This is a genomic window from Lactococcus garvieae (genome assembly GCF_016027715.1).
GTDB lineage: Bacteria > Bacillota > Bacilli > Lactobacillales > Streptococcaceae > Lactococcus > Lactococcus garvieae_A.
On record NZ_CP065691.1, the window covers coordinates 1,907,326 to 1,933,555 of the forward strand.

The 26,230-nt window shown below is 38.4% G+C and carries 36 protein-coding genes; 33 read left to right on the forward strand and 3 right to left on the reverse strand.

Annotation, left to right across the window (positions count from 1 at the left end; translation table 11 throughout):
• Window positions 1–8 precede the first annotated feature (8 nt).
• Window positions 9–1,460, reverse strand: a complete 1,452-nt coding sequence (locus I6G50_RS09565) for a GH25 family lysozyme (protein ID WP_003134541.1) — start codon at window positions 1,458–1,460, stop codon at window positions 9–11.
• A gap of 174 nt (window positions 1,461–1,634) precedes the next feature.
• Here I6G50_RS09565 and guaB point away from each other — a divergent pair, with 174 nt between their 5' ends.
• From guaB to I6G50_RS09610, 9 genes are all read left to right on the forward strand, one after another.
• Window positions 1,635–3,116, forward strand: a complete 1,482-nt coding sequence (gene guaB, locus I6G50_RS09570; protein WP_003134540.1) for an IMP dehydrogenase — start codon at window positions 1,635–1,637, stop codon at window positions 3,114–3,116.
• Between the two features lie 125 nt (window positions 3,117–3,241).
• Window positions 3,242–3,418 (forward strand): 30S ribosomal protein S21, encoded by a 177-nt coding sequence (gene rpsU, locus I6G50_RS09575; RefSeq protein ID WP_003134539.1) that lies wholly within the window; start codon window positions 3,242–3,244, stop codon window positions 3,416–3,418.
• A 110-nt stretch (window positions 3,419–3,528) separates the two neighbouring features.
• A complete protein-coding gene (gene comGA, locus I6G50_RS09580) occupies window positions 3,529–4,464 on the forward strand; it encodes a competence type IV pilus ATPase ComGA (protein WP_197908696.1) in 936 nt (311 codons plus the stop codon).
• The gene (comGB, locus tag I6G50_RS09585; RefSeq protein ID WP_269668697.1) at window positions 4,412–5,431 is read left to right on the forward strand and encodes a competence type IV pilus assembly protein ComGB; all 1,020 of its coding nucleotides are present in this window, start codon (window positions 4,412–4,414) and stop codon (window positions 5,429–5,431) included. The genes comGA and comGB overlap by 53 nt, the downstream gene beginning before the upstream one ends.
• A gap of 22 nt (window positions 5,432–5,453) precedes the next feature.
• Window positions 5,454–5,759, forward strand: coding sequence for a competence type IV pilus major pilin ComGC (comGC, locus tag I6G50_RS09590; RefSeq protein WP_197908697.1), 306 nt, complete (start codon window positions 5,454–5,456; stop codon window positions 5,757–5,759).
• Complete coding sequence (gene comGD, locus I6G50_RS09595) at window positions 5,734–6,150, forward strand: competence type IV pilus minor pilin ComGD (RefSeq protein WP_042753018.1); 417 nt, start codon at window positions 5,734–5,736, stop codon at window positions 6,148–6,150. The genes comGC and comGD overlap by 26 nt, the downstream gene beginning before the upstream one ends.
• A gap of 31 nt (window positions 6,151–6,181) precedes the next feature.
• A complete protein-coding gene (gene comGE / locus I6G50_RS09600; protein ID WP_003134534.1) occupies window positions 6,182–6,415 on the forward strand; it encodes a competence type IV pilus minor pilin ComGE in 234 nt (77 codons plus the stop codon).
• Window positions 6,416–6,419: 4 nt separating this feature from the next.
• Window positions 6,420–6,830, forward strand: coding sequence for a competence type IV pilus minor pilin ComGF (gene comGF, locus I6G50_RS09605; protein ID WP_232252357.1), 411 nt, complete (start codon window positions 6,420–6,422; stop codon window positions 6,828–6,830).
• A 238-nt stretch (window positions 6,831–7,068) separates the two neighbouring features.
• Complete coding sequence (locus I6G50_RS09610; RefSeq protein ID WP_197908698.1) at window positions 7,069–7,914, forward strand: metal ABC transporter solute-binding protein, Zn/Mn family; 846 nt, start codon at window positions 7,069–7,071, stop codon at window positions 7,912–7,914.
• Window positions 7,915–7,997: 83 nt separating this feature from the next.
• Here the strand turns inward: I6G50_RS09610 and I6G50_RS09615 are convergent, their stop codons facing one another.
• Window positions 7,998–8,867 (reverse strand): RluA family pseudouridine synthase, encoded by an 870-nt coding sequence (locus I6G50_RS09615; protein ID WP_197908699.1) that lies wholly within the window; start codon window positions 8,865–8,867, stop codon window positions 7,998–8,000.
• 72 nt (window positions 8,868–8,939) lie between these two features.
• Here I6G50_RS09615 and I6G50_RS09620 point away from each other — a divergent pair, with 72 nt between their 5' ends.
• The 6 genes from I6G50_RS09620 (at window position 8,940) to I6G50_RS09645 (ending at window position 15,611) form a co-directional block, all read left to right on the forward strand.
• Entirely contained in the window at window positions 8,940–11,243 is a 2,304-nt protein-coding gene (locus I6G50_RS09620; RefSeq protein WP_197908700.1) for a PBP1A family penicillin-binding protein, read from the forward strand.
• 148 nt (window positions 11,244–11,391) lie between these two features.
• Window positions 11,392–13,227: an acyltransferase family protein gene (locus I6G50_RS09625; RefSeq protein WP_197908701.1), complete on the forward strand. Its 1,836-nt coding sequence runs from the start codon at window positions 11,392–11,394 to the stop codon at window positions 13,225–13,227.
• Window positions 13,228–13,268: 41 nt separating this feature from the next.
• Window positions 13,269–13,418, forward strand: a complete 150-nt coding sequence (gene rpmG, locus I6G50_RS09630) for a 50S ribosomal protein L33 (protein WP_003134525.1) — start codon at window positions 13,269–13,271, stop codon at window positions 13,416–13,418.
• Between the two features lie 5 nt (window positions 13,419–13,423).
• Window positions 13,424–13,621 carry a preprotein translocase subunit SecE gene (secE, locus tag I6G50_RS09635; protein WP_042753016.1) on the forward strand — a complete coding sequence of 66 codons (198 nt, stop codon included), beginning with the start codon at window positions 13,424–13,426 and terminating at the stop codon, window positions 13,619–13,621.
• A gap of 120 nt (window positions 13,622–13,741) precedes the next feature.
• Window positions 13,742–14,287, forward strand: a complete 546-nt coding sequence (gene nusG / locus I6G50_RS09640) for a transcription termination/antitermination protein NusG (RefSeq protein WP_042753031.1) — start codon at window positions 13,742–13,744, stop codon at window positions 14,285–14,287.
• A gap of 46 nt (window positions 14,288–14,333) precedes the next feature.
• Entirely contained in the window at window positions 14,334–15,611 is a 1,278-nt protein-coding gene (locus tag I6G50_RS09645) for an MATE family efflux transporter (RefSeq protein ID WP_197908702.1), read from the forward strand.
• A gap of 35 nt (window positions 15,612–15,646) precedes the next feature.
• Here I6G50_RS09645 and mscL read toward each other — a convergent pair whose 3' ends face one another.
• Entirely contained in the window at window positions 15,647–16,027 is a 381-nt protein-coding gene (mscL, locus tag I6G50_RS09650; RefSeq protein ID WP_003134522.1) for a large-conductance mechanosensitive channel protein MscL, read from the reverse strand.
• A 318-nt stretch (window positions 16,028–16,345) separates the two neighbouring features.
• On the opposite strand from mscL, the gene rpsJ reads away from it, so the two are divergent.
• The 18 genes from rpsJ to rplF all read left to right on the forward strand — a co-directional run bounded on the left by rpsJ (window position 16,346) and on the right by rplF (window position 26,173).
• Window positions 16,346–16,654 (forward strand): 30S ribosomal protein S10, encoded by a 309-nt coding sequence (gene rpsJ, locus I6G50_RS09655; RefSeq protein ID WP_003129973.1) that lies wholly within the window; start codon window positions 16,346–16,348, stop codon window positions 16,652–16,654.
• Window positions 16,655–16,668: 14 nt separating this feature from the next.
• Entirely contained in the window at window positions 16,669–17,292 is a 624-nt protein-coding gene (rplC, locus tag I6G50_RS09660) for a 50S ribosomal protein L3 (protein ID WP_003133737.1), read from the forward strand.
• A gap of 22 nt (window positions 17,293–17,314) precedes the next feature.
• Entirely contained in the window at window positions 17,315–17,941 is a 627-nt protein-coding gene (rplD, locus tag I6G50_RS09665; protein WP_003134520.1) for a 50S ribosomal protein L4, read from the forward strand.
• Window positions 17,941–18,237, forward strand: coding sequence for a 50S ribosomal protein L23 (locus I6G50_RS09670; protein WP_003134519.1), 297 nt, complete (start codon window positions 17,941–17,943; stop codon window positions 18,235–18,237). The genes rplD and I6G50_RS09670 overlap by 1 nt, the downstream gene beginning before the upstream one ends.
• A 15-nt stretch (window positions 18,238–18,252) precedes the next feature.
• Window positions 18,253–19,086, forward strand: coding sequence for a 50S ribosomal protein L2 (gene rplB / locus I6G50_RS09675; RefSeq protein ID WP_003134518.1), 834 nt, complete (start codon window positions 18,253–18,255; stop codon window positions 19,084–19,086).
• Window positions 19,087–19,295: 209 nt separating this feature from the next.
• Entirely contained in the window at window positions 19,296–19,574 is a 279-nt protein-coding gene (gene rpsS, locus I6G50_RS09680) for a 30S ribosomal protein S19 (RefSeq protein WP_003133742.1), read from the forward strand.
• A gap of 15 nt (window positions 19,575–19,589) precedes the next feature.
• Complete coding sequence (rplV, locus tag I6G50_RS09685; protein WP_003134517.1) at window positions 19,590–19,937, forward strand: 50S ribosomal protein L22; 348 nt, start codon at window positions 19,590–19,592, stop codon at window positions 19,935–19,937.
• A gap of 12 nt (window positions 19,938–19,949) precedes the next feature.
• A complete protein-coding gene (gene rpsC, locus I6G50_RS09690) occupies window positions 19,950–20,603 on the forward strand; it encodes a 30S ribosomal protein S3 (protein WP_003134516.1) in 654 nt (217 codons plus the stop codon).
• A 3-nt stretch (window positions 20,604–20,606) separates the two neighbouring features.
• Complete coding sequence (gene rplP, locus I6G50_RS09695) at window positions 20,607–21,023, forward strand: 50S ribosomal protein L16 (protein WP_003133745.1); 417 nt, start codon at window positions 20,607–20,609, stop codon at window positions 21,021–21,023.
• Window positions 21,020–21,229, forward strand: coding sequence for a 50S ribosomal protein L29 (gene rpmC / locus I6G50_RS09700; RefSeq protein ID WP_003133747.1), 210 nt, complete (start codon window positions 21,020–21,022; stop codon window positions 21,227–21,229). The genes rplP and rpmC overlap by 4 nt, the downstream gene beginning before the upstream one ends.
• A gap of 18 nt (window positions 21,230–21,247) precedes the next feature.
• Window positions 21,248–21,508, forward strand: coding sequence for a 30S ribosomal protein S17 (gene rpsQ, locus I6G50_RS09705; RefSeq protein ID WP_003133748.1), 261 nt, complete (start codon window positions 21,248–21,250; stop codon window positions 21,506–21,508).
• Between the two features lie 21 nt (window positions 21,509–21,529).
• Window positions 21,530–21,898 carry a 50S ribosomal protein L14 gene (gene rplN, locus I6G50_RS09710; RefSeq protein ID WP_003133749.1) on the forward strand — a complete coding sequence of 123 codons (369 nt, stop codon included), beginning with the start codon at window positions 21,530–21,532 and terminating at the stop codon, window positions 21,896–21,898.
• Window positions 21,899–22,055: 157 nt separating this feature from the next.
• On the forward strand, window positions 22,056–22,361 hold the full coding sequence (gene rplX / locus I6G50_RS09715; RefSeq protein WP_003133750.1) for a 50S ribosomal protein L24: 306 nt from the start codon (window positions 22,056–22,058) through the stop codon (window positions 22,359–22,361).
• Window positions 22,362–22,380: 19 nt separating this feature from the next.
• Window positions 22,381–22,923 (forward strand): 50S ribosomal protein L5, encoded by a 543-nt coding sequence (gene rplE, locus I6G50_RS09720; protein ID WP_003133751.1) that lies wholly within the window; start codon window positions 22,381–22,383, stop codon window positions 22,921–22,923.
• Window positions 22,924–22,942: 19 nt separating this feature from the next.
• On the forward strand, window positions 22,943–23,128 hold the full coding sequence (locus tag I6G50_RS09725) for a type Z 30S ribosomal protein S14 (protein ID WP_003129946.1): 186 nt from the start codon (window positions 22,943–22,945) through the stop codon (window positions 23,126–23,128).
• 227 nt (window positions 23,129–23,355) lie between these two features.
• Window positions 23,356–24,960 (forward strand): Na/Pi cotransporter family protein, encoded by a 1,605-nt coding sequence (locus I6G50_RS09730; protein WP_197908703.1) that lies wholly within the window; start codon window positions 23,356–23,358, stop codon window positions 24,958–24,960.
• A gap of 190 nt (window positions 24,961–25,150) precedes the next feature.
• On the forward strand, window positions 25,151–25,549 hold the full coding sequence (gene rpsH / locus I6G50_RS09735) for a 30S ribosomal protein S8 (RefSeq protein WP_003133755.1): 399 nt from the start codon (window positions 25,151–25,153) through the stop codon (window positions 25,547–25,549).
• Between the two features lie 87 nt (window positions 25,550–25,636).
• Entirely contained in the window at window positions 25,637–26,173 is a 537-nt protein-coding gene (gene rplF / locus I6G50_RS09740; protein WP_197908704.1) for a 50S ribosomal protein L6, read from the forward strand.
• Window positions 26,174–26,230: the final 57 nt, after the last annotated feature.

Below are 26,230 nucleotides of genomic sequence, written 5' to 3' on the forward strand. Positions count from 1 at the left end.
ATATTTTTTCACTTCTTCCCATACCAAGCAACACCTTCATATTTCCAACCGCGAGAAACAAGTACATTTTTCTCATAGCCATCCATTGTTATGAAGTGTGAGCCAACACCTGCTGCAGGATTGTAGAGACGATAAGCTGGAGTTGCTGAGCTACTGTCTGAATAGAAGGCAATTCCTTCTTTTCTCCAACCATGCTTCGATGTGAGGATACTCATCTCATAGGCATCTCTGGTGTAGAGATGTTCACCTGAACGTGGGTCGTAGACACGGTAGACAGGAACGCTTGAACTCTTAGGAGCTTTCCAAGCAATACCTTCATATTTCCAGTCTTTAGATATTTGAGGCAGACGATCTTTTTCATAAGCATCTTTGGTATAAAGATGTTCCATGTTACGTTTGTTATACAGGCGATAAATATTAGTATAACCACTTGGAGCCGGAGGATTAACGGGACTAAAGATATTCTTATAATCAATACTTACATCTAAAGGACTGCGTTTACTAAAGTTTGTGAAATACATTTGGCTTGTATATTGCCATGAACCAAATTGTGTATTTTGGAGATTGGAAGCACTAGGTTTTCCATAAAGATACTGGGCAATCCAGAAGTTCTTTGCTCCAAGTTTGCTTGGCTCCATTTGACCTGTACCATCAACTGCCCATGATTTTGAAGTGTAGTGACGAGTTGTTGCAAATCCTTGTTTTTTAAGTTGATCAGCAAAGTTTTGTGAAGCAGCTGTCCAGTCCCAATAAGGCATGCTTCCAACACTGTTTTTTGGTACATACTCCGCATCGTTTACCATAACGGTACTTGTAGGTAGGCCAAATTGTTTAGCAACAGTGGCAAAGAAGTTTGCTTCTGCACGAGCAGTACTATTTACTGTAGCTTGTGCGGTTTTACCCGATTCTGAGAAATGTGAAAAGTGATAAACGGCCACTTTAAGCCCAGCTCTTTGTGCCATTTGAATATGTGTCTTCGCGAAAGGATTGATATAAGTTGTGCTTTCAGTCAATTTGATAATGACTGTTTTAACACCTTGAGCTTTAAGCTGATTGAAGTCACTCTGGGTCATCCAATCCTGCCAAGAAGCGATGTCCACAGCATCTTTACGAGGTAGACTCGTATCATTTGATACAAGATCGGAAGGTGCGTTTCTTAAACTTGGAGTGCTGGCCTCAGCTTCATTTACATCGGCTACTGAACGACGGGCTCTGCTGGAAACTTGAGGTGTGCTACTTTCCTCCTCAGTAACAGCTTTCCCATCTTCATCGATAGGTGCTAAGTTTCCTTGAGCGTCAACGGGAGCGGCCATTGGATTCTCATCCGTTTGTACTTCCGCATAGTAGCCCATTGGATGATTGTCTACAGGTACTTCCGCAGTATCTGCGCTTGTCGCATGCGCAGCGAGGGCTAAGAAGCATAAGCCCGTAAAAATAGCCGTTTTTTTAATATTAATCATTTTTTCCTCATTGCTATAATTGTTACTTTATTTTTTAACATCTTTTATTTTAACAAAAAGGCTAAGTCAATAAAAGTAATTTACAAAATTATTTTCAAAATTGATAAAAAATCATTGAAATACCTAAAAGATAGTGATAGAATAGTAAAAATATATATTTGGAGGATGATTTTAATGTCAAATTGGGAAACAAAGTTTTTGAAGAAAGGTTACACTTTCGATGATGTGCTACTTATTCCAGCGGAGTCACACGTGTTACCAAACGAGGTAAACATGAGCACCAAATTAGCGAAGAACTTGACATTGAATATTCCGATTATTTCTGCGGCCATGGACACCGTAACAGATAGTAAGATGGCGATCTCAATGGCTCGTCAAGGTGGTCTTGGTGTTGTTCACAAAAACATGAGCATTGCTGATCAAGCTGAAGAAGTACATAAAGTAAAACGTTCAGAATCTGGAGTTATCACAGACCCATTCTTCTTAACACCTGACCACAAAATCGAAGAAGCTGAAAACTTGATGGCTACTTATCGTATTTCTGGTGTGCCTATCGTTGAAACATTGGAAAATCGTAAACTTGTCGGAATTTTGACAAACCGAGACTTACGTTTTGTTTCAAACTATAATCAAAAAATTAAAAATGTCATGACATCAGAAAATTTGATTACAGCTCCAGTAGGAACTTCTTTGCGTGAAGCAGAAGAAGCTTTACAAAAACACAAAATCGAAAAATTACCTTTAGTTGATGAAAGTGGTAAACTTGCAGGTTTAATTACTATTAAAGATATTGAACGTGTGATTGAATTTCCAAATGCTGCAAAAGACAGTCAAGGCCGTCTTCTCGTAGCAGCAGCTGTTGGAGTAACCTCTGATACTTTTGAACGTGCAGAAGCACTTTTTGCAGCAGGAGCAGATGCCATTGTTATTGATACAGCACATGGTCACTCAGCTGGTGTGTTGCGTAAAATTCGAGAAATCCGTGAACATTTCCCAGATCGTACATTGATTGCCGGAAATATTGCCACTGGAGAAGGTGCACGCGCACTCTTTGAAGCTGGTGTGGACGTTGTTAAAGTTGGTATTGGCCCAGGCTCAATCTGTACAACTCGTGTTGTGGCAGGTGTTGGTGTACCACAAATTACCGCAATCTATGATGCAGCAGCAGTTGCGCGTGAATACGGTAAAACAATCATCGCAGATGGCGGGATTAAGTATTCTGGAGATATCGTAAAAGCCTTGGCAGCAGGTGGTGATGCAGTAATGCTCGGTTCTATGTTGGCAGGTACCGATGAATCACCAGGCGAATTTGAAATCTTCCAAGGTCGTAAATTCAAGACTTACCGTGGTATGGGTTCATTGGCAGCTATGAAGAAAGGTTCAAGTGATCGTTACTTCCAAGGTTCTGTCAATGAAGCGAATAAACTGGTTCCCGAAGGTATTGAAGGTCGTGTTGCTTACAAAGGAACAGCTACAGATATTGTTTTCCAAATGGTTGGTGGTTTGAAATCAGGAATGGGCTACACTGGTGCAGCAGATATTCTTGCTTTGCATGAATCTGCGCAATTTATCGAAATGTCAGGAGCTGGCTTAAAAGAATCTCACCCTCATGATGTACAAATTACAAAAGAAGCACCAAACTACTCTGTACAATAAAATAAAAGAACAGGTTTATCCTGTTTTTTTTATTTATAAGCTAAGGTTGACAAGGACTTCTGAATTTGGTAGAATGTTAGGAGTGCTCTTTGGGGCAAATACGAAACTGAAATGGGGTGAAATCAATGTCAAAAACTATCGTTCGTAAAAATGAATCGCTTGACGACGCACTCCGCCGTTTCAAACGTTCAGTAACAAAAGCTGGAACTCTTCAAGAGCTTCGCAAACGTGAACACTACGAAAAACCTTCTGTAAAAGCTAAACGCAAATCAGAAGCTGCTCGTAAACGTAAAAAATTCTAATTGAAAATTTTGAACCTGTCCTTTGGGCAGGTTTTTTTATTGCAAAAAATTGTGACATGATGCTAATTTTTACGTACTATTGAATATAAATCAAAATGATTGGAGGAGAAATGATTCAAAAATTGGCAAGGGATCTTTTGCAAAAAGCAGTAGAAAAAAGTATTCATGATATTTATCTGATTGCTATCTTAGGAAGTTACCGACTTTATTTCCGTACCGCAAGTGAGAGGAAATTTGAGCAAACCCTCCCTCTAGAACAAGGGCAATCCTTGATTGCACATCTAAAATTTATCTCGGGGATGAATCTTGGCGAAACGAGACGAACACAGCTTGGTTCTTGTTCTTACCCGCTTGCGGGAGTCGAGCAGCGTTTGCGCCTTTCCACTGTTGGTGATTTCGAAGGAAATGAAAGTCTGGTTATCCGTCTTCTCCATAATGGGAAAGATAAGTTGAGCTTTTGGCAAAAGGATATCTATAATAATCTTATAGAAGGAAGGGGACTCTATCTTTTTTCTGGACCCGTTGGTTCAGGGAAAACCAGTTTAATGTATGAATGTGCTCGGCGCCATTTTCAAGAGCAACAGGTGATTTGTATTGAAGATCCAGTGGAGCTAGTGGAACCCCATTTTTTACAGCTTCAAGTGAACAAGGTGATTGGAAATGATTATGATGCCTTGATTAAGCTCTCTTTGCGTCATCGCCCCGATTTGCTGATTGTTGGAGAAATAAGAGATAAGCAGACGGCTAAGGCCGTTTTACGTGCGAGTTTAACAGGTTATACCGTTTTTTCTACTGTACATGCAAAGTCAATCCCCGGTGTAGTTGCTCGCCTGAAAGAACTAGGCTTAACAGATTGGGAATTACAATCAAGTCTTCAGCTGGTGGCTTACCAACGCTTGATTGCAGGAAAAGGACTATTGGTTTATGCAAAAAAAGAATTCGAAAGCTGGCAGCCAGAAAACTGGAATAAACAAATTAACCAACTTTTTACAGATGGATATATCTCAGCTGCTACAGCTTCGTACGAAAAAATTGAGTCTAACTAAACAGATCAAACTTATTCAGCTGATGAATAATCTATTTTCGAGCGGTTTTCATATAGGTGAAACCATTGATTTTCTTGAACATTCGGGTTTGGTGGAAATATATTTTGTTTCTAAGATGCGCGAGGGTTTACTAAGAGGAGAGAGTCTTTCGAGTATCTTAGATGACCTCAAAGTATCCAAAGATATTGTGACACAGTTGTCTTTGGCAGAAACACATGGAAATATCGAACTCACATTAGGACTAATAGAAAAAAAGTTATCTCGAGTTTTAGAAATTAGAAAAAAATTATTCCAAGTTTCAACCTATCCTTTAATTCTATTGGTCTTCTTAACTTTCATCATGTTAGGTTTAAAAAATTATTTATTACCACAGTTAGAAAACAACTCAAGTATGCCTGTGTATATCATTCAAAATTTACCTTATCTTTTTTTATTTAGTGTGTTAGGTTTGGTCCTTTTCTTCGCCAGCTTTCGATTTTATTTTAAGAAGAGAGATGCTCTGGCAAATGCAAAATTTATGATAAAAATCCCTTTTTTAGGAGGTTTCGTTAAACTTTACTTGACCGCTTATTTCTCGAGAGAGTGGGGAAATTTAATTGCCCAAGCAGTAGATTTACGCCAAATTTGTCTCATTATGCAGGAACAAAGGAGTCGCATTTTTAGAGAATTTGGTTTAGAGCTGATTCAGGCTTTAGATAGTGGTCAGAAGTTTGAAGAAGTGCTTCGTTTTCATCCGATATTTACAAAAGAGCTTGCACTAATCATTGAATATGGAGAACTAAAGTCAAAGCTTGGAAAAGAATTAATGATTTTTTCTGAAGAAAGTTGGTTAAGGTTTTTCGAAAAAATTGAAAGAGCGATGCAGTTTATCCAGCCTATGGTTTTTTTAGTTGTTGCTTTGCTTATTGTTTTAATATACGCTGCAATGCTACTCCCAATATATAACAATATAGGTGTAGCCATGTGACAAAAGATAAGGAGAAAAAATAATGAAAAAGAAAGTTCTTAAATCTTTTACTTTGATTGAAATGCTGGTAGTTTTGCTCATTATCAGTGTTCTACTTTTACTGTTTATTCCAAATTTGGCCAAAGAAAAGAAAAATATTCAAAATACAGGTCAATCTGCAGTTGTCAAGGTTGTAGAAAGCCAAGCTGAGCTCTATCAATTGGATAAACAAGATGGACCGAGCTTAGGAAAGCTTGTTTCTGACGGTTTGATTACCCAAAAGCAAGCGGACAGTTACAATGATTACTATGCTAAAAATCCAAATGCCAAGCGTCATGTCCCGAATTAAATCCTTTACATTATTAGAAAGTTTGTTAGTTCTTTTGATATGCTCCTTTGTTTTATTGCTCTTTACTGGATCGGTTAAACAAAGTATTCATATTGTACGTGCCGAAATTTTTGTATTGCAGTTTGAAAGACTCTACAAGGATACGCAGTATATAGCAGGTTTAAAAAGTCAAAACCAAACATTAAAATCAATAAAGGGAACCTTATCCAACCAAGATGAAGAGCTAAAGGTTCCAGAGGGGGTCGAAATAAATGATTTTTCCATTACTTTTGATCAAAATGCGGGAAATTCGAGTTTACAAAAAATTACGATTTATCTTCCTTATCAGAAAAAAACGATTTCCTATCAGCTGCAGATTGGAAGTGGGAAGTACAAGAAAAAAATTTCTTAAATCTTATATCTTGCTGGAGAGTTTAATAGCAATGGGACTAATAATCTTTTTAGTAACCCTTGTTTTAAATCAGGTTATCCAAGTCAGGAAGCAAACACAATTGGAAAATAGAGAAATAGAGGCTTTGAATGTAGCACAAATGGCTGTAGATATAGGAGCTGAGCGGTTGAAGATAAATGGAGTAGACGTCTTTATTGAAGAAAGCTCTACGCGTATCATTATTAAAGAGTCTGGAAAGGTATTGGTTACTCTTGAGAAGAAGTAAACTATTGAGCTTCACACTATTGGAGGCATTAGTTGCTCTATTTGTTTTATCTGGAAGTTTCTTACTCTTTTTAGGAATGACCAAGCTCTTTCATGAGGAAATAAAAAAATCGAGAATAGATTATACTCAAGATTGGCAATTGTTCTGTACCTTAATGAGAAATGAACTTGAAGGAGCACGTTTAGAAAAAGTAGAGAATAATTATCTCTATGTAAACAAAAGAACTCCTCTGCGATTTGGGCTTTCTGCACAAGGAGATTTTCGAAAAACAAATGCAGATGGTCGTGGCTATCAACCCCTGGTACATGATTTAAAAAAGGCAGAAATTGTTCAGAATGAAAAGCAAATAAAGATAGTCCTCGTTTTTAAGCAAGGAGGTGAGCACATATTTTACTACCAATTTATAGAGGAGTAAGAATTAAAGCTGGGGTGTTGCTTTATACTCTCGTACTCTCGTTGATGTTTAGTTTGCTTCTCCAATACTATTTGCAAGGAGCAGTAAATGCTAGGAAACAGCGGCTATTACAACGAGATCGCTTAAAGTCTCAACTAACACTGAAGTTGGCTCAGCGTATAAGATAAGGCGACTAAAATAAAAAAACTAATTTACTTAACCGGTTGACATTATTTCCGGTTTGTATTATACTAGCTTTATGAAAAAATATACTCTTTTATTGCTTATTCCCATGTTGCTTCTTTTGACAGCTTGTCAAAAAACAGCCAGTAACAAACCGCAAATTGTGACAACTTTTGAACCAATGTACGAGTTTACTAAAGCTGTTGTAGGGGATAAAGTCGATATTATTAATATTGTTCCTTCTAATCAAGAAGCTCATGATTTTGAGCCAAGTGCTAAAGATATGACGACACTCACTAATGCAGATGCGATTGTCTATAATTCAAAAAATCTTGAAAAGTGGGCACCTTCAGTTAAAAATAAAGGTGTAAAAATAGAAGCCAGTACTCCAGTTGAAAAGATAGGAGATGATCCTCATACGTGGGTCAGTCCCAAATCTGCTCTTTTAGAAGTTAATTATATTGCAGAAGAACTCTCAAAAAAATTCCCTGAATACAAGGAAGACTTTACTAAAAATGCCAAAGAATACATGGCTAAATTGAAAAAAATTGACCACGATTTTGACCAGTTAAAGTCTGCAAAAAACAAAACTTTTATTACTCAACATGAGGCTTTTGGATATCTTGGACGTGATTATGGATTGACAACTATAGCTATTACGGGTCTAGATCCTGAAGCAGAACCTTCAAGTTCCACTTTAATTAAATTGAAAGAAGAAATGCAAAAGGCAAATCTTAATACGGTTTATTTTGAAGATAACTCAAGCAGCAAGCTTGCAGAAACTTTAGCAAAAGAAGCTGGGGCAAAATTATTGGTGATTAACCCAGTTGAAGGCTTAACAGATGAGCAAAAAAAAGCAGGCGAAAGTTACCTGACAATTATGGAAGAAAACTTAGTATCTTTAAAAGAAACAATCAAATAGGACTTAAGTTTATTTTAAGAAGCATTCACTATAATAAAGACCTTCCTAAAAAATCTTTTCATAAAACTCCTGAAGTCCACAGATTAATGTGGGCTTTTTTTATCATAAATAAAGGTGTTACTTGGTGCAGAAATATCTAATAATTTACCCGATAAGGGATGAATAAAGCTTATGGCTCCAGCATGAAGCATCATGCGCTCACTTTTGGAATGGGGATTATAAAGTGGATCACCGATAATTGGATGGTTTTCACTGGAGAGATGTACCCGGATTTGATGCGTACGACCGGTATCAAGTGAGCATTTGACTAAGGAGGAGACTTTGCTCTTTTCCAAAGTCTCCACGTGCGTGATGGCTTTTTTACCAGACTTTGTGGTTACATATTTTTTACGGTTGTGTCTATCTCTTCCAATATTTTTATTAAGAGTTAAGCTTCTTTCGTTAAAATAGCCCTGAATGACGGCAAAATAAGAGCGATGAATTTTGTTTTCCTCAAACATTCGCCCTAAAATAGGTAATACAAATTGATTTTTTGCGAAGAGAACAGCACCGGAGGTTTCTCTATCAAGGCGATGAACAACATACACAGGAGAGTTGAGATATGCGGCAATATGATTTTGAAGCTCTAATTCCTCAGATGTATTGCCGTGTGTTTTCATACCCTCAGGCTTATTAGCAATAATGAGATGTTCATCTTCGTATAAGATGTCAGCAAGGTCAGGCTTTCCAAACTTAAGGGTCAGAACTTCAAAATCTTCTTGATCAAAAATAAGAGTTATTTCATCCATCGGTCCAACAACTTCTTCCCAGTCTACAAGTTGACCATTCACAAAAAGATGTTTTTTCATACGTAGAAAATGCCTTTGCTTACGTGGGATAAGCCAGGTTTTCTCTAACAAGTGCGAAACACTTTGCATTTTAATATTTTTTGGTAAAATTAAACTAAATTCCATATAGAATATTGTAACACAAAGACTTTTTTGTTAAAATAAGCAAAATATATAATAAAGGATTTTCAAAAAATCATGTCAGAAAAAGATCAGAATTTTAGTCGACGTGCCAAAGGCAAGAAGTCGACTAAAAAAAATACGGATAAGCAAAATATAGAAGAAAGTAATATAGAGGAGAAGGAAATAAAAGAAGCGGAAATTCCGCTTGAAGATCTTAAAGGTATTAAAAAATATTTAAGAATGCTCGCGCCTTATACAGCAAAAATAGGGCGATTTTTACGTCCAGTAAGACGCTTCTGGAAAAAATATAATTTAACGAAAATTACGATCATTGCTATTTTGGTTATGATTTTGGCGACAGGTTCATACCTGTTCTACTTGGCCAAAACAGCAAATGTTTCTATTTTGCAAAAATCCATTGATGCTCAAACGCAAATTGTGGATAAAAATGGAGATGAAGCAGGTCTCCTCTATGGAAGTAAAGGGACAACAGTCAAATTTGATGAAATTAGTGACAACATCAAAAATGCGGTAGTAGCCACAGAAGATCGTACATTTTATAAAAATCATGGCGTAAATCTCAGCCGCTTTACTTTAGCAGTTGTTACTTTAGGGCGATTCGGTGGTGGCTCCACAATTACTCAACAGTTGGCTAAAAATGCTTATCTCACACAGAAACAAACAATTGACCGAAAGGCAAGAGAATTTTTCTTAGCTCTAGAAATTAATAAACACTATAGCAAGAAAGAAATTCTGGCTATGTACCTCAACAATGCGTATTTTGGTAATGGGGTCTGGGGCATTGAAGATGCCAGCAAAAAATATTTTGGCGTATCGGCAAGTCAGGTAACGGTTGATGAAGCTGCCACTCTTGCAGGGATGCTCAAAGGTCCTGAGATTTACAATCCGCTCTATCAAGACGGGAAATATGCAACCGCACGTCGAGATACGGTTTTACAAAATATGGTGAGTGCAGGCTTCCTCAAACAAGAAGAAGCTGACAGTTATGCCTCGGTCAATCTTGCTTCACAAGTTAATGACACCTATGTGTCCCAATCTGAAGCCTACAAATACCCGAGTTACTTTAACGCTGTCATTGCTGAAGCAGAGCGTAAATATGGTCTTAGTCTTCAAGATATTATGAATGACGGCTATAAGATTTATACCACATTAGACCAAAATAAACAGGCGGGAATGCAAGTAACATATGATAATGCTGCACTTTTCCCCCAAGCAGCGGATGGAACACATGCGCAATCAGGTTCTGTGGCTATTAATCCTAAAACGGGTGGTGTAGAAGCCTTAGTCGGTAATGTTACTGCTGAAGACCATAACAGTTTCCTTGATTTCAACTACGCAACTCAGTCTAGACGATCTACAGGATCAGTTATTAAGCCCTTAATTGCTTATACTCCTGCTGTGCAAGCGGGCTGGGCGATTGATAAAATTCTAGAGGATAAACCGACAACTTATGAGGGAAACTGGCAACCACAAAATTACAGTGGTGAGTATCTTGGAACAGTGCCAATGTATCAGGCACTGGCTAATTCCTATAATATCCCTGCTATCAATACTTATAAAGAAATTACCCCTGAAAAAGGGAATGATGTTGGCCGTGAATTTGGTTTGAACTTAACGGAGTCAAATGATAAGAACTTATCTACTGTACTTGGATCTGGTGTCGAAACAAATCCGTGGGAGATGGCTCAGGCATATGCAGCATTTGCCAATGAAGGTGTTATGAACAGTGCGCACTTGATTACTAAAATCGAAAATGCCGCTGGGGATACCGTTGCTACCGCTAAAGTTACACAAAAACGTGTCATGACAAAAGAAGTTGCAGATAAAATGAATGCGATGATGTTAGGGACATTTACTAATGGTTCAGCTTGGAATGCTGCGCCTGCAAGTTATGCTATGGCAGGTAAAACGGGGACTAATAATACAACAGACCAATGGGTTATCGGTTATACGCCCGATATTGCCATTGCGCTTTGGATTGGCTTCCCAAGTGAAACTAATGAGCAACAACAATTGCAAGGTTCATCCGAAGGACAGCCATCTGTCATTTTCCGCAATATAGCAAGTTACTTGTTGCCTTACACACCAGGAACAGCCTTTACTGCAGAAAATGCGTATGCAATGCACAATATTGCTCCAATTACTCCAGCGTGGACCGCGATGCGTGATCAACAAGATGCCATTGTCTACCAAGAACAAAGTGCACAAAACAGCACAGGAAATATGCCTACAACAGAATCTTCTAGTAGTGAATCTTCAAACTCAAATGACGGGTTTGACTTCCAGAAAACAGTGGATGATGCGAAAAATGCTACCAAAAATATCTGGGATAAAATTACTGGATTTTTCGGTGGTTAAATTGTTCTAAAATGGCGTAAAAAGTGATAAAATGAGGATGTGCAGATATGAAGGAAAAAAGTCATACCACGGCTTTTTTTCTTATAAAAAAATTAACTAAAATATAATAAGATAAAGAATAGATACTATTATTTAAAGGAGGACAGAGATGAAAGCAGAAAAACGCTACGTTACCGGTTTTAACGGCTTACGTACCTTAGGGGTTCTTGCTGTCATTTTATATCATCTTTATCCTCAGAAAATTCAAGGAGGATTTCTTGGAGTCGTCCTTTTCTTTGTTTTATCTGGTTATTTAGTCACTGATTCACTATTAAGAGAGTTTCTCAAAACGAAAAAAATAAGCCCGATTCAGTTTTGGAAAAAGCGAGCAAAGCGTATTTATCCAATGCTTCTGGCAATTTTTCTGATTGTATCGCCTTATCTGTTTTTCTTTCAGCCGAACCAAATGAGGGGTTTAAGATCCAACTTCCTTTCAAGTATTTTTATGGTGCAAAACTGGTGGCAAATTCAGCAAGGCTCTTCTTATTTTGCTGATTCAGCAGGTGAGTCGCCGTTTAAGCATATTTATTATTTGGCTATTGAAGGACAATTCTTTATTTTGTGGCCTCTTGTGCTCCTCTTTTTAGTTAAAGTTATTCGTAGTAAGAAACATAGTTTTCTATTGACTAATTTTTTGGCACTTATTTCTTTGATACTGATGATTGCTCAGTACAAGATTGGGCAAGACCCAACTCGCGTTTATTATGGAACAGACACACGGGTATTTAGTCTTTTAATGGGAGCGAGCATGGCTTTCATCTGGCCAATAAATAAAATGCCAGCTAAGTTGAATAAAAAAGGACAAGTTTTTGGCCGAAATCTATTATTAGGTGTACTTGGTCTTACTTTAATCTTATATGTCTTTATGCCGGCACAAAGCCCCATTACCTATTATGGAGGTCTTTGGTTTGTCAGCTTATTGTCTATGCTCTTGATCGCTTTGGTAGTACATCCGGGATTAAAAGCCAATAAAATATTGTCAAATAGAGTTTTTGATTATATTGGTTCTCGTTCTTATGGCATTTATCTGTGGCAGTTACCTGTTTTTGCCCTAGTTGCTGCAAAAGTTGTTAATCCAACCCGTTGGTACAATGTTATTTGGCAACTCGCCTTGATATTCGTTTTGTCTGAGTTTTCTTATCGGTTTATTGAACGACCACTGGTAGCTTATGATTATAGTAGCCTATGGTCTTGGATGAAAATGAAAGCAGAAGCGATTAAAAAAGACAAATGGCGAGCCATTCCAAAAAGAGTGCTTGTCATTACCCTATTGGTACTTATTTCTTTGATTTTCATTTTAACTTCTCCGAAATCTCCACATGACCAGCAGCTTTTGGAAGCTAAAATTATGGAACAGCAAAAGGCTCTAGAAGAGGCTAATCTCAAAGCCGCTAATGCGCGCGTGAGCACTCCTCTTAAAAGCGTTGCTGAAAAATACGGTGTGGATCCAGTTGTGATAGAAAAAGCAAGTAAAATGCAGGTTTTTGCAGTTGGAGATTCCGTGATGGTTGCCGGCTCTACAGACTTGCAAGAAGCTTTCCCACGAATGACTATCCAAGCTGTTGTGGGGGAACAAGTTGATGCTGGTGCAACTATTCTAGCAGATAACAAAGAGGCTGTACAAAAATCAGATGCTATTTTGATTGGGCTAGGGACGAATGGAACTCTCACTGTAGGGAATACAAATTATGTTGAAAAGATTATGAAAGAAGCTGGTGATAAGCCCGTTTACTGGATTAACAATCGTATGCCACGTCCTTGGGAAGCAAGCAACAATGAGCAACTGACAGAAATCGCTAAGAAGTATTCTAACCTAACGATTATTGACTGGTATGGTTTTTCTGAACATCAAGATTCGTGGTTTTATAGTGATGGTATTCATCCTAAAGATCAAGGTGCTATAAATTACACACGTTTAATTTTAGAGAGTATGGCGAAAAGATAGAGAGATTTGTATTTTTTCGTTAGTTCTGCTAAAATAAAACCATGTTAAAAAAAGCAGGATTGGCATGTACTGTCTGTGGCTCGAGAAATTATTCTCTCCAACTGTCAGGTACAGCAAAAGAAAAACGTATTGAAGTCAAGAAGTTTTGTTCACGATGTGGCAAACATACTTTGCATAAGGAAACGAGATAAAGCAGATGTTCAAATTTATTGGTAGTGTTGTCAGGGAAATGAAGTTAACAACGTGGCCGACGCGTAAGCAGTCTGTCATTGATTTTTTCATGGTTATTGAATATACTGTTTTCTTCCTCATCTTTTTGATGATTTTTGACTGGGTAACACAAAACGGTATCACCAGTGCTGTACAGCACCTACTTCCATTTGTACGCAATTAGTGATATAATAAAAGAAAGAAGGGGCGAAAGCCTTTTTCTTATACAATCCGTTCATATTATGAACTTATAAATTTGAATATAAAAAAATAATAAAGAGGTGCTCAAATGGACGAAAGTACATTGACAAGTTTTGACCAAGGTTGGTTCGTTATCCAAACTTACTCTGGTTATGAAAAAAAAGTTAAAGAAGATTTGTTGGAACGCGCAGAACTTTACAACATGGCTGACAAGATTCTTCGTGTAGAAATTCCAACTGAAACTGTTCGTTCAGAAGTGAACGGCAAGATGAAAGATGTTGAAGAAAATCTTTTCCCTGGTTATGTTTTAGTTGAAATGAACATGACAGACGAAGCTTGGTTTATTGTTCGTAACACTCCAAACGTTACAGGTTTCGTTGGCTCACATGGTAACCGTTCTAAACCAACGCCACTTTTTGAAGAAGAAATTCAAGAAATCCTAATCGGGATGGGCAAAGTGGTACGCGAAATCGACTTTGATATCTTTGTTGGCAAACGTGTACGCATTATTGATGGTGCTTTCTCAGGATTTGAAGCACCGATCACTGAAGTTCTTGGCGACGACAAGATTAAAGTTATGGTTGATATGTTTGGACGCGAAACTCCAGTAGAACTTGACTTGCACCAAATTGAAGAAGTTGAAGGATAAAAAATAAGGGCGTGTCTTTTGAGGTGCGTCTTTATTTATTTTAAATATGAAATCAACAAAAGAAATATTGAAATTTGCGCTTCCCGCAGTCATTGAGAATTTTTTACAAATGTTAGTGGGGATTAGTGATACGTTTTTGGTTACTCGTATTGGTCTTTCAGCTGTAGCAGGGGTTTCGCTCGCTAATAATATTATTACTGTTTATCAGGCTGTTTTTATTGCTTTAGGAACGATACTGTCAAGTTTTCTTGCTAGAAAAATGACAAGGCAGATGATTAATGCGGGAGTGAAATTGACCATTTTTTTGGGTGGACTTATTGGTATTTTCACTGCCTTATTTTCTCAAAATTTAGTCCGCTTTTTTGGTGGCGAAGGAGAAGTTGCTGCTTTAGGTACCAAGTATTTGATGTTAGTGGGAGGCACTGTCATTCTACTTGCCTTGATGACAAGCTTTGGTGCAGTGATCAGAGCAAGTGGAGATAGTCGTACACCGATGTATGCGAGTCTTTTTGCCAATGTCTTGAATATTATTCTTTCCGCTGTTTTGATTTTTATTTTCCATATGGGAGTCATGGGGGCAGCCATAGGAACAACATTATCCCGCGCCTTGTCGCTTATTTATTTGAACCACAAACTACATACCAAGGACCTACAACCCTCAAAGTACTTTTTGAAAGAAAAAATCAGCAAGGACTTAATCTTACTGACGCTTCCGGCGGCTGGTGAACGTTTGGCGATGCGCCTAGGTGATTTGGTAATCATGGTTTTGATAATTTCTTTGGGCGATCGCGTATTTGCAGGGAATGCAATTGGCGAAAGTATTACCCAGTTTAACTATATGCCTGCATTTGGTTTAGCTACTGTTACTGTTATTTTGGTTGCCCAAGAGTTCGGACAAGAAAATCTTCCAGCTATTCGTTCCTATATCAAGAGAACTTACTGGCTGGCGACCGGGATGATGTTCAGTATCGGTTTGTTACTTTTTCTCGCTTCTTCATTTTTGAGTGGCCTTTTTACTTCTGATGTGCTGGCTATTGCATCAAGTAATACGGTTATTCTTTTCTCGTTCTTAGCGACCTTTTTTGTTACAGGAACGACGACCTACACTGCAGCTTTTCAAGGAATAGGAAATGCTAAACTTCCCTTGTACACAACGATTATAGGAATGCTTATCATACGGGTTGGACTGGGCTATCTTTTGAGTCAAAGTTTTGCCTTTGGCTTAGAAGGGATCTGGCTCGCTGTTCTGGCAGATAATTTTTTCCGTTTTGTATTTTTGAAAATTTGTTTTCAAAGAGCTGTCCAAAAAAACTTTAAAATATAAAAAAGCCATTAATTTAATGGCTTTTTTAATTCAAATTATTTAGAAAGTTCTTTTTCTTTCAAGAGATCTCGAATTTCACGTAATGTATCTAGTTCTTCATTAGGATCTACAGCTTCCTCCACTTCTTTTTTAGGGAAGAGCTTGTTAATTGTTTTGATGATAATGAAGATAACAAAAGCAGTAATCAAGAAGTTAATAACATCATTCAAGAAAGCACCATAAGTAAATGTAGCGCCTGCAAGTTTTACACTCATGTGTGATAGAGCACCGTCTTGCACAAAGAGACCAATAAGTGGATTAATCAGGTTATTAACCAAAGATGTAACAATAGCAGTGAAAGCAGCACCGATGATTACACCAACAGCTAAGTCTAGTACGTTCCCACGTAAAATAAATTCTTTAAATTCTTTAATCATAATTCCTCCTATAATAATATGTATTTATTAACATTATATAATATTTCTGAAAACATGGGAATTATTCTGTCGGCAAATATTGGGTGTGACTTTAAAGAGGTTTCTACAGGGTTTCGTTTATATAGAAAAAATAAATAAAATAAAATGTATGAACACCCTTGACAAGAGAAAGTCGCTTTGGTAGAATAGTTAGGTGCTGTAAAAATTACAGTATTAGCGACGAAGTGAGAGGTTGCGACACACCCGAAAGTATTGCCATACTTCAGTGTCGGTTTTCTCGCTGAGCTAGCCTATTAACAAATAGACGAAGGAGAAAAAATGGCAACTAAAAAAATCCGTATCCGCCTCAAAGCATACGAACATCGTATCCTTGACGCTGCTGCTGAAAAAATTGTAGAAACTGCAAAACGTACAAACGCAGAAGTAAGTGGTCCAATCCCACTTCCAACTGACCGTAGCGTCTACACAGTTATCCGCGCGACTCACAAATATAAAGACTCTCGCGAACAATTTGAAATGCGTACACACAAACGTTTGATCGACATCATCGAACCAACACAAAAAACTGTTGATTCATTGATGAAACTTGATCTTCCAAGTGGCGTAAACATCGAAATTAAATTATAAGAAAGGTAATTCTCATGTCAAAAGGAATCTTAGGGAAAAAAGTGGGAATGACTCAAATCTTCACGGACAACGGTGAATTAATCCCCGTAACTGTGATCGAAGCAACTCCGAACGTTGTGCTTCAAACAAAAACTGTCGATACAGACGGTTATGAAGCTGTTCAAGTTGGTTTCGATGACAAACGTGAAGTTTTGTCTAACAAACCTGCCAAAGGTCATGTAGCTAAAGCTAACACAGCTCCTAAGCGCTTCATTCGTGAATTCAAAGGAATCGAAGGCTTAGAAGTTGGATCAGAAATTAAAGTAGATACTTTCGAAGCTGGAGATGTCGTTGATGTTACCGGTACTTCTAAAGGTAAAGGTTTCCAAGGACCAATCAAACGTTGGGGTCAATCACGCGGGCCAATGGCTCACGGTTCACGCTACCACCGTCGTCCTGGTTCAATGGGTCCTGTTGCAGCTAACAAAGTTCCAAAAGGTAAACGCCTTGCTGGACGTATGGGTAACAAAAAAGTTACTGTACAAAACCTTGTTATTGCACAAGTACTTCCAGAACAAAATGTTATCCTTGTAAAAGGTAACGTACCTGGATCTAAAAAATCATTGATCGTTATTAAATCAGCGATCAAATCTAAATAATAAGGAAAGGAGATAGATTATAATGGCAAAAGTATCATTATTTAAACAAGACGGCACACAAGCTGGTGAAGTAACACTTAACGATGCAGTATTTGGTATTGAACCAAACGAAACTGTAGTGTTTGATGTCGTTCTTTCACAACGCGCTAGCCTCCGTCAAGGTACACACGCTCATAAAAACCGTTCACTCGTATCTGGTGGCGGTAAAAAACCATGGCGTCAAAAAGGAACTGGACGTGCCCGTCAAGGTTCAATCCGCTCACCACAATTCCGTGGTGGTGGTACTGTCTTCGGACCTAACCCACGTAGCTATGCTTACAAACTTCCACAAAAAGTACGTCAGTTAGCTCTTAAATCAGCTTACTCACAAAAAGTTATCGACAACACTCTCTTGGCTGTTGACGAATTGAACTTCTCAGCACCAAAAACTAGCGAATTCGCTAAAGTTCTTGAAGCTCTTTCAATCGAACGTAAAGTGCTTGTTGTTCTTCCTAACGAAGGTAACGAATTTGCAGAACTCTCTGCTCGTAACCTTAAAAACGTTAAGGTATCAACTGCTGGTTCAGTAAGCGTACTTGATCTTGTAAACACTGACAAAGTTCTTGCTACTCAAGCAGCTCTGTCTCAAATTGAGGAGGTTCTTGCATAATGTCTCTTTATGACGTAATCCGTAAACCAATTATTACAGAAGCTTCTATGCAAGCAATGGATCAAAAGAAATACACTTTTGAAGTAGACGCTCGCGCACACAAACTCCTTATCAAACAAGCTGTTGAAGCAGCATTTGAAGGTGTTCAAGTTGCATCTGTAAACACTATCAGCGTTAAGCCTAAAGCTAAACGCGTTGGTCGTTACACAGGTTTCAAACCTGGTTACAAAAAAGCAATCATCACTTTGACTGAAGGTTCAAAATCTATTGACATCTTCGGCGAAGACGCAGAATAATAAAGGAGGAAAATCGTGGGAATTAAAGTTTACAAACCTACCACAAACGGTCGTCGTAATATGACTGGTAGCGATTTTGCAGAAATCACTACAAGTACTCCTGAAAAGAGCTTGCTTGTAAGTCTTAGCAAAAACGCTGGTCGTAACAACCTTGGCCGCATTACAGTACGTCACCACGGTGGCGGACACAAACGTAAATACCGTTTGATCGACTTCAAACGTACAACTGATGACGTAAAAGCTAAAGTTGCTACAATCGAATACGATCCAAACCGTTCAGCGAACATCGCGCTTATCGTATACGAAAATGGTATCAAATCATACATCCTTGCACCTAAAGGTCTTGAAGTTGGTATGACAGTTGTTTCTGGTCCTGAATCAGATATCAAAGTTGGTAACGCATTGCCACTTGCTAACATCCCTGTTGGTACTTTGATCCACAACATCGAGATGAAACCTGGTAAAGGTGGACAACTCGTACGTTCAGCTGGTACATCTGCACAAGTACTTGGTACAGAAGGTAAATACACACTTGTTCGTCTTCAATCAGGCGAAATGCGTATGATTCTTTCATCATGTCGTGCTACAGTTGGTACAGTTGGTAACGAACAACACAACTTGATCAACTACGGTAAAGCCGGACGTACACGTTGGCGTGGTATCCGTCCAACAGTTCGTGGTTCTGTAATGAACCCGAATGATCACCCACACGGTGGTGGTGAAGGTAAACAACCTGTTGGTCGTAAATCACCAATGACTCCATGGGGCAAACCAGCTCTTGGTCTCAAAACTCGTAACAAAAACGCACGTTCTAACAAACTTATTGTTAAACGTATCAACGATAAATAATTTCGCTGCATGATTGGTTGTTTGATTTATCTTAAATCGGGCAAGCAATCATTAGTGAAACTATGGTTGAGATGCCTTCTCGGCGTCTTGCTAAAATTGATAAAACTTGTCAACTTTAGTAAGATGTCGAGAAGATGTCTATATAAATCATCCGCCAACCTGGTCCTAGTAGCCAGCGTGGTATCAAATTTAAAGGAGAACTCAAAAATATGAGTCGTAGTCTTAAGAAGGGGCCTTTCGCTGACGAGCATTTGATGAAAAAAGTCGAAGCTCAAGAAAATGCCGAAAAGAAATCTGTGATCAAAACTTGGTCACGCCGTTCTACAATCTACCCTAACTTTGTAGGACTTACAATTGCTGTTTACGATGGTCGCAAACACGTTCCTGTTTATGTTCAAGAAGATATGGTTGGACACAAATTAGGTGAATTTGCACCAACTCGTACATACCGTGGTCACGCTGCTGACGACAAGAAAACTAGACGCTAATAGGAGGAGAACAAAATGGCAGAAATTACTTCAGCTAAAGCAACTGCAAAAACAGTTCGCGTTTCACCTCGTAAAACTCGTCTTGTTACAGACTTGATTCGTGGTAAACGTGTTGCGGATGCAATCGCAATCTTGAAATTCACACCGACTAAAGGTGCTGCAGAAGTTCTTAACGTAATGAACTCAGCTATCGCTAATGCAGAAAACAACTTTGGTCTTGAAAAAGCTAACTTGGTAGTTAGCGAAACTTTCGTCAACGAAGGACCAACAATGAAACGTTTCCGTCCACGTGCGAAAGGTTCAGCTTCACCAATCAACAAACGTACTAGCCACATCACAGTAGTAGTGGCTGAGAAAGAATAAGGAGGTAAAATCGTGGGTCAAAAAATTCATCCAATTGGTATGCGTGTTGGCGTTATTCGCGACTGGGATGCCAAATGGTATGCTGAGAAAGAATATGCGGATTACCTTCACGAAGATTTGGCTATTCGCCAACTCGTTCAAACAAAACTTGCTGATGCTTCAGTTTCACTTATCGAAACAGAACGTGCTGTAAACAAAGTTATCGTAACTTTGCACACTGCAAAACCAGGTATGGTTATCGGTAAATCTGGTGCTAACGTTGATGCACTCCGTGCAGACCTCAACAAACTCACTGGTAAACAAGTTCACATCAACATCGTTGAGATCAAACGTCCTGACTTGGATGCTCACTTAGTTGGTGAAGGAATTGCTAGACAACTCGAAGCACGTATCGCTTTCCGTCGTGCTCAAAAACAAGCTATCCAACGTGCTATGCGTGCAGGAGCTAAAGGTATCAAAACTCAAGTATCTGGTCGTTTGAACGGTGCGGACATCGCCCGTGCAGAAGGATACTCTGAAGGTACAGTTCCACTTCACACATTGCGTGCGGATATCGACTATGCTTGGGAAGAAGCAGACACTACTTATGGTAAACTCGGCGTTAAAGTTTGGATCTACCGTGGTGAAGTTCTCCCAACTAAAAAATCTGTGAAAGGAGAAAATTAATCCATGTTAGTACCAAAACGTGTAAAACACCGTCGTGAATTCCGCGGTAAAATGCGTGGCGAAGCTAAAGGCGGTAAAGAAATCGCATTCGGTGAATTTGGTCTTCAAGCGACTACTTCTCACTGGATCACTAACCGTCAAATCGAAGCAGCCCGTATTGCTATGACTCGTTACATGAAACGTAACGGTCAAGTTTGGATTAAAATCTTCCCTCATAAATCATATACAGCCAAAGCTATTGGTGTACGTATGGGTTCAGGGAAAGGTGCTCCTGAAGGTTGGGTATCACCAGTTAAACGTGGTAAAATCATGTTTGAAATTGCTGGTGTAAGTGAAGAAGTAGCACGCGAAGCTTTGCGTCTTGCATCTCACAAACTTCCAGTCAAGACTAAATTTGTAAAACGAGGTGACGCAGAATGAAATTGAACGAAACAAAATCACTTCTCAAGGATCTCCGCGCTTTGTCAATCGACGAATTGGCTACACGCGAAGCTGAATTGAAAAAAGAATTGTTTGAACTTCGTTTCCAAGCTGCAGCTGGTCGTCTCGAAAACACAGCGAAACTTGACGAAGTGAAGAAAACAATTGCACGTGTAAAAACTGTGCAACGCGAATTGACTAAATAGATCGGGAGAAATACATAAATGGAACGTAATCAACGTAAAGTTTATCAAGGCCGCGTGGTTTCAGACAAAATGGATAAAACTATCACAGTTGTCGTAGAAACTAAACGTAACCACCCAGTCTATGGTAAACGCATTAACTACTCTAAAAAATACAAAGCTCATGACGAAAACAATACTGCCAAAACTGGTGATATCGTACGTATCATGGAAACTCGTCCACTTTCAAAAGACAAACGTTTCCGCTTGATCGAAATCGTTGAAGAAGCTGTAATTATCTAAGCTAACTAGGAGGAAAAAAGCATGATTCAAACAGAAAGCCGTTTGAAAGTTGCAGATAACTCTGGTGCCAAAGAAATCTTGACTATCCGTGTACTCGGTGGTTCAAGCCGTAAATTCGCTGGTATTGGTGATGTTATCGTAGCTACAGTAAAATCAGCTGCCCCTGGTGGAGCTGTTAAAAAAGGTGAAGTTGTTAAAGCTGTTATCGTTCGTACTAAATCTGGTGCTAAACGTCCTGATGGATCTTACATCAAATTTGATGAGAACGCAGCAGTTATTATCCGTGACGATAAAACACCTAAAGGAACACGTATCTTTGGCCCAGTAGCTCGTGAACTTCGCGAAGCTGGTTACATGAAGATTGTTTCTTTGGCACCTGAAGTTCTCTAATATTTAGAGAGTTTCTTGAGTTGGAGGACTTGTTCTCTAATTCACGTCAAAATTAACAAAAGGAATTTAATTCCGCATTTATAAATCCACTTCTATCTCAGATAGAAACAGTCCCCTACATGTAGGGTGCCCAGAGGGCGTAAGAAAGGAATATCAAATGTTTGTAAAAACTGGAGATACTGTAAAAGTTATCGCAGGTAAAGACCGCGGTACAACTGGTAAAGTTATCAAAGCTTTGCCAAAAATGAACAAAGTCATTGTTGAAGGTGTTGCTATCATGAAGAAACACCAAAAACCAGACGCTGTTAATCCAAACGGCGCTATCCTTGAAATCGAAGCACCAATTCACGTTTCTAACGTACAAGTGCTCGACAAAAACGGTGTAGCAGGTCGTGTTGGTTATAAAGAAGTTGACGGCAAAAAAGTTCGTTTCAACAAAAAATCAGGCGAAGTCCTAGACTAAGACGGGAAGGAGAAAGAATATGACTAATCGTTTAAAAGAAAAATACTCTAACGAAGTAGTACCAGCATTGACTGAAAAATTCGGTTACACTTCAATCATGGCAGTGCCAAAAGTTGAAAAAATCGTGCTTAACATGGGTGTTGGGGATGCAGTAAGCAACTCTAAAAACCTTGATAAAGCCGTTGCTGAATTGGCTTTGATTTCTGGTCAAAAACCATTGATTACTAAAGCTAAGAAATCAATCGCGGCTTTCCGTCTTCGTGAAGGTCAAGCTATCGGTGCGAAAGTAACTCTTCGTGGCGAACGTATGTACGAATTTTTGGACAAACTCGTAACTGTTTCTCTTCCACGTGTACGTGATTTCCATGGTGTATCAAACAAAGCGTTTGATGGACGCGGAAACTACACACTTGGTGTGAAAGAACAATTGATCTTCCCAGAAATCTCATACGATGATGTTGACAAAGTACGTGGTTTGGATGTTGTTATTGTAACAACTGCTAACACTGACGAAGAATCACATGAATTGCTTGCTAAACTTGGCATGCCGTTTGCTAAATAATAGGATAGGAGAATAACTAATGGCTAAGAAGTCTATGGTTGTTAAAAACCAACGCCCTGCAAAATTCTCAACGCAAGCCTACACTCGTTGCGAACGCTGCGGACGCCCACATTCAGTTTACCGCAAATTTAAACTTTGCCGTATCTGTCTTCGTGAGTTGGCTTATAAAGGTCAACTTCCAGGCGTTAAGAAAGCATCTTGGTAATTTAAAATTTATATATAACGGGCATGTTCAGAAGCGTAGCTTAGTGCCCATGCAATTCCCACGGGGAATTGTGGTTCTAACAAATAAAAAGACTCCCTCTTTGAGGAAGTTTTTTTTATTTTGTATGAAAGACTTACGTAATATCGCTTTTAGATAAAATTAAAATAAGATATACTTAAAATGAGAAAAACCTAATCTGTTAAATGAATAAATAAGGAGCACGAACAATGACTATCTATGATATCTTCTTTTTACTAGGAGGTTTAGGCTTATTTTTATACGGTATGAGTTTGATGAGTGAAGGGCTAAGTTTAATAGCCGGATCCAAGTTGAAAAATATCTTAGGTAAATTAACACGTAATAAATGGTTAGGTGCTTTTTTTGGTTTTTTGGTAACAATGGTAATTCAAAGCTCGACTGCCACCACGATGATGGTTATGGGCTTTATTGATTCATCGCTGATGACCTTAACACAGGGTACAGGGGTTATCATGGGTGCAAACGCAGGTACAACTCTAACCGGGATATTATTTACTTTTAATATCCAAGATATTGTGCCATTTGTGATTTTTATCGGCACTATTGCTACTCTTTTTGTTAAACGTAAAACTTTTAATCACATGGGAATGATTCTTTTAGGGTTTGGGCTTTTATTTCTGGGGTTAAATCTTATGAGTTCTTCGATGATGCCCTTGCGGGAATCTACGCTGATGATGGATTTGTTTACTCATACTCAGATGCCGTTGGTTGGTTTACTTGTAGGTTTTACTGTAACCGCGTTAATCCAAAGTTCGACTGCTTCAGTGGGGATATTACTCACCATGGTAGCAGCAGGAATAGTGGCTGATCTTCATCAAGCTATCTTTATCTTATATGGCTTCAACGCTGGAACAGTGGTGACAACACTCATAGCTTCAATACGCAGTAACACAGCGACTAAACAAGCGGCGATGGTCCATGTTTTATTTAATGCGATTGGTGCTTTAATATTTACTTTATTTACAATATTGCCTTTTGGGTTTGTTAATCTAATACAGAGTATGTCAGATAATATTGCACTACAACTTGTGTATGCACATATTATCTTTAACACTGCAACGATGTTAATTTTACTTCCAGTTTCTAAATACATTGTGCAAATGGCACGGAAGATGGTAAAAACAGGTCCAGAAGACAATAAGCAATTCAAGCTACATTTTATTGATCGTCGCTTGATTTATTCACCGGAAATTGAAGTTGAGCATATAGTGAAAGAAACAGAAAGAACCTTTGAACTCATCTATGAGGATTTTAAACAAGCCACTAACTATAAGCTTTTGCATTCTGAAAGTGAAAAAACACAGCTCCTTGCTAACGAGCTACTGGTGGAATATTTGTTTAAAGAAATAAACAAGGCTCTCGTCAATGTCAATACTGTGAAGCTAAAAGATGAATATGCTATTACGGTTGGAATCTGTTATAAAATCATCAATTATCTTCTGCAAATTGAAGGTTATTCCAAAGACATCGCATATATTATGAAGCGTTATGAAAAGATAAAGAAAAGCTCTCTAGAAGGAGAAGTAGCAATACATCTCGTTATGGAAGCAATTATTCCACTGATTGATAGAATGCTGCTACAGACATACAACTTCTTTGGAGATAAGGAATATAGGGAAGGTAAGCAGCTCTTGCAAGATATAGAAAAATTAGATCAAGAGATACTTAATCTCACCCAAACCAATCGAGATTTGTTAAGAGCAGACTTTGAAGACATTCGGATTTTAAATAACTTGAGAAGAATCGGGACAGATCTAGTGAGTATAGCAACGGTACTAGAATATAAAACTTAAAATGGGACTGAAATAAAAGCGAGGAAACTTTCGAGAATTAATAGAAATTAAGCACTAAGAAACACCCGAGACTATTGACATACATGAAATATTTTGCTAAACTATATAAGTTCGGTCTTTTTAAAAAGACCTCATTAATTTGAAAGTGGGATTGAACAAACCCAAACTACAAATAAGGAGAAATTACATTATGGTAATGACAGACCCAATTGCAGACTTCCTCACACGTATCCGTAACGGAAACATGCGTCGTTTTGAAGTTGTTGAAGCACCTGCTTCAAAAATCAAACGTGAAATCGCAGAAATCCTCAAAGCTGAAGGTTATGTGAAAGACGTTGAATACGTTGAAGATAACAAACAAGGTGTTATTCGTGTATTCTTGAAATACGGAAAAAACAACGAAAAAGTTATCACTAACTTGAAACGTATCTCTAAACCAGGTCTCCGTGTTTACGTGAAATCTGATGAAGTACCACGCGTTCTTAACGGTCTTGGTACAGCAATCATCTCAACTTCTGAAGGCGTTGTAACTGATAAAGCAGCACGCTCTAAGAACATCGGTGGTGAAGTTCTCGCTTACATCTGGTAATCTCTTACCTCTAAGCAGTTCAAAAAACATTTGTGAAAACAGGCAGTAGAAATACTCTTGATAATTTAACAGAAAAGGTAAAAAAACATGTCACGTATTGGTAATAAAGTCGTTGTTTTACCAGCTGGTGTAACAGTTGAACAAAACGGCGCAACAGTAACAGTTAAAGGCCCTAAAGGCGAATTGACTCGTACATTTGCAGAAGCAATCACAATGGAAATCAATGGATCTGAAGTAACATTCAAACGTCCAGATGATTCTAAAGAAATGAAAACTATCCACGGAACAACTCGTGCGAACTTCAACAACATGGTTGTTGGTGTAAGCGAAGGTTTCCGTAAAGAACTCGAAATGATCGGGGTTGGTTACCGTGCACAACTTCAAGGTTCAAAACTTGTATTGGCTGTTGGTAAATCTCACCCAGACGAAGTTGAAGCTCCAGAAGGAATCACTTTCGAAGTTCCAGATGCTACACACATCAACGTTTCAGGTTCAGATAAAGAAGTTGTTGGTCAAACAGCAGCTTACATCCGTAGCCGTCGTTCACCAGAACCTTATAAAGGTAAAGGTATTCGTTATGTTGGCGAATTTGTACGTCGTAAAGAAGGTAAAACTGGTAAATAATCTCTTTGAGATTATGATCCGACATTTGGTGAAGTTAACTTTGCCAAAATTCTGCGT